Raw genomic sequence first — 3382 nt, 5'->3', positions numbered from 1 at the left:
ATTTAGTATATGGTATATAGTAAAGAAAAAACTATAAAAAATAAGTTAGAATAAAATACAGCGAAATGCTCTATTTTCTATCAACTAATTTTTCTTGTATTTTAAACAGGAAACTGTAAATGTTTAGTTTTTTATTTTAATAGTAACGACCAATAGACAGGCGAGACGCCTGTACTACTTTGTGTACGATATATCACCTTTCCGTTCTTGAATTCTGATTTTATTGACGCGGTACTCGATACTATATTCTAATGACTAGTTTGATATGGAGTTAAAAAATGGAATTAGGCAGGAATCCTCCTCAAAATATTAGTGCAGAGCAGGCTGCTTTAGGTTCAATGCTGCTTCAGGAAGATGCTATTTTACACAGTGTTGATATTTTAAGACCAGAAGATTTTTACAACAAAGCTCACCAAAATATCTTTAAGTCTATTCTTGAGCTTTTTGAAAAGAGCAGGGGGGTTGATTTAGTTACCCTTACCGAGGATTTGAATCGGAAAAACTTATTAGAGAAAATTGGAGGAGTTACCTACCTAACTAACTTAATTAATAGTGTTCCTACTGCAGCAAACATTGAGCACTACATTAAAATTATCGAAGAGAAATCTATTTTACGCAATTTAATTAATAATGCTACTAAAATTATTTCTATGGGTTATGAAGAAAAAGAAGATGCTAAGATTTTACTGGATAAAGCAGAGCATTTGATCTTTGAGGTTTCAGAGAGAAATTTAGGGCAATCTTTCGTTCCTATTAAAGAGATACTTCAAGATAGTTTTGAGAAGATTGAAAATTTATACCACAGAGAAGAGTTTATTACCGGTATTCCTAGTGGTTTTGATGAGTTTGATGATATTACTACCGGATTTCAACCTTCCGAGCTTATTGTTATTGCCGGTAGGCCTGGCATGGGTAAAACAGCCTTTTGTATGAATGTTGCCCAATATATTGCAGTTCAAAAAAATATACCGGTTGCCCTTTTTAGCTTGGAAATGTCAAAATCCCAATTAGTTCAAAGAGTGCTTTGTTCAGAGGCTAGAGTTGATGCCCATAGTTTGAGAAAGGGGAGATTAGCAGAATCAGATTGGCCTACTCTTTCTATGGCAGCAGGCCGGTTAGCAGCTGCTCCCATTTTTATTGACGATACAGCCGGGATTACTTGTTTAGAAATTAAAGCTAAAGCCAGGAGACTAAAAGCACAGCATGATCTTGGCTTAATTATCATAGATTATTTGCAGTTGATTACAAGTTCTGGTAGAGTAGAAAATAGACAACAGGAAATTTCAGAAATTTCTCGTTCTCTTAAAGGGTTAGCAAGAGAATTAAATGTTCCGGTAATTGCAGTTTCCCAATTATCCAGAGCAGTAGAACAAAGAATTGAGAGAAGACCTCGCCTATCCGATTTGAGAGAAAGTGGAGCAATTGAACAAGATGCTGATTTAGTAGTCTTTTTATACCGAGAGGAATATTATAAGGCAAAAACAGAAAAGAAGGGCATTGCCGAGGTTATTATTAGTAAACAGAGAAATGGTCCTACCGGTCAAATAGATTTAGCCTTTGTAAAAGAATATGCAAAATTTGAAAATTTAGCTCGGATTCCCGAAGAGAATAGTGAGTATTAAATAGTAATAGATTAATAGTTTCCTATATCAATAATTAATTTAATTAACCAATTGTATTAATTCCCATCTTGTAATTTGCAACCCGTAATTTAATACTAAAGGCTGTTCACTATTCACTATAGACTAATTTATAATTGACAGGCAGTAAAAAATAGTGTAACATTTAAAAGCGAAAATTTTACGATTTTAGCTATTTTGAGGGCCGTTAGCTCAGTTGGTAGAGCATCTGACTCTTAATCAGAGGGTCGCAGGTTCGAACCCTGCACGGCCCATCTAAAAATGCCCCCATCGTCTAGGGGACAGGACACCGCCCTTTCACGGCGGCGACAGGGGTTCAAATCCCCTTGGGGGCACCAATTGATTAATGATAAAAAATGGGCGGATAGCTCAGTTGGCAGAGCACCTGCTTCACATGTAGGGGGTCACAGGTTCAAGTCCTGTTCCGCCTACCATTTTTTTAAAGGATATGATGCCGGCGTAGCTCAACTGGCAGAGCAACGGAATCGTAATCCGTAGGTTGTCTGTTCAACTCAGATCGCCGGCTCCAAAATTAGTAAATAGTATATAGTGCTTAGTATATAGTAAAAAAAGAAGAAACAACTGGAAACCAAATTCGTATCTTGTATCTTATTTTTTTAACTTATATTTTAGAATTGAAAACCGGGAACTGCCAACTAAAAACTTGAATTTATACTAACAACTATTCACTATTAGCTATAAAAGGCAAGCAATCTGATGAATAATCCAAAGTTAACTTCACCCACTAAAGTTGCCAGGTTTCTTAGTAGTCACGACTTTAAATGTAAGAAAAGTTTAGGACAGAATTTTTTAGTTGATCAAAATATCTTAGAAATAGTTATTGACTCACTAAAATTGAATAAAAAAGATAACGTTTTAGAAATCGGTACAGGGATTGGAACCCTCACCTTTGCCTTATCCCCCTTGGTTAACCAGGTTATTTCCATTGAGAAAGATAGAAAATTAATTCCTCTTATAAAAGAAAACCTTTCTTCTTTTAATAATATTGAGATTATTTTTGAAGATATTATAAATTTCGATCTGATTAATTTTTTTAAGCAAAGAAGAGCAACGGGTGAAAAAGTTGAAAAAATTGTAGGTAATCTTCCTTACTACATCTCCATATCTTTAATTACAAAGATTCTTGAGTTAAATCGATATTTAAAATTGGGTGTATTTCTTGTCCAGAAAGAAGTAGGAGAAAGGTTGCTGGCTAAAGTAGGGAATAAAAATTACAGTATTTTATCCCTTGTTACCCAATATTACTCTCTGCCGCAAAAAGTTCATATTGTCCCTCCCACGGTATTTTACCCTCAACCTCAAGTCAGTTCGATGATCATAAAATTAGATATCTATAAAAAACCACAAGTACAAGTAGGGAATGAAAGACTTTTTTTTAACCTCATTCGAGCTTCCTTTCAGCAAAGAAGAAAAAGCTTAATTAATTCTTTATCGAACTTTTTTAAAGGTGAAATTAGCAAAAGGGATATGGAGAACTTTTTAATTAAGGTAGACATAGATAAGAATCGTAGGGGAGAAACTCTTACACTGGAAGAATTTGCCAAACTGAGTATGGTGATGGGGGAAAATTAGCGTAGAGTGTTTAAGGTTACAAGTTGCAGGGTTCGAGTTTCTATAAAGAGGTAGGGGTTTAATTTATTAAACCCGATGTTAAACGCTATGCACTAATTATATTATATTGTATCTTGAATTTAATACTAACGACTAACGACTAATTTAAT

Annotated in this window: 2 protein-coding genes and 4 tRNA genes; all 6 read left to right on the top strand. The window is 34.5% G+C overall.

Annotated features, from left to right (window positions below; translation table 11 throughout):
* Positions 1-278 precede the first annotated feature (278 nt).
* Positions 279-1622: a replicative DNA helicase gene (gene dnaB, locus ENO17_01565; GenBank protein HER23734.1), complete on the top strand. Its 1344-nt coding sequence runs from the start codon at positions 279-281 to the stop codon at positions 1620-1622.
* A 199-nt stretch (positions 1623-1821) separates the two neighbouring features.
* A tRNA-Lys gene (locus ENO17_01560) sits at positions 1822-1894 on the top strand.
* Between the two features lie 9 nt (positions 1895-1903).
* Positions 1904-1978: transfer RNA gene (locus tag ENO17_01555), tRNA-Glu, on the top strand.
* 20 nt (positions 1979-1998) lie between these two features.
* A tRNA-Val gene (locus tag ENO17_01550) sits at positions 1999-2074 on the top strand.
* A gap of 19 nt (positions 2075-2093) precedes the next feature.
* Positions 2094-2169 (top strand) — tRNA-Thr (locus ENO17_01545).
* 188 nt (positions 2170-2357) lie between these two features.
* Positions 2358-3233, top strand: a complete 876-nt coding sequence (gene rsmA, locus ENO17_01540) for a ribosomal RNA small subunit methyltransferase A (GenBank protein HER23733.1) — start codon at positions 2358-2360, stop codon at positions 3231-3233.
* Positions 3234-3382 lie beyond the last annotated feature (149 nt).

This window comes from Candidatus Atribacteria bacterium (assembly GCA_011056645.1).
Classification (GTDB): domain Bacteria; phylum Atribacterota; class Phoenicimicrobiia; order Phoenicimicrobiales; family Phoenicimicrobiaceae; genus Sediminicultor; species Sediminicultor quartus.
This window is presented reverse-complemented; position numbering and strand designations above follow the sequence as displayed.

What these genes read in the sequence shown, in the direction of transcription:
- dnaB (HER23734.1), top strand. Translation starts at nt 279, where the DNA reads ATGGAATTAGGCAGGAATCCTCCTCAAAATATTAGTGCAGAGCAGGCT.
- rsmA (HER23733.1), top strand. Translation starts at nt 2,358, where the DNA reads ATGAATAATCCAAAGTTAACTTCACCCACTAAAGTTGCCAGGTTTCTT.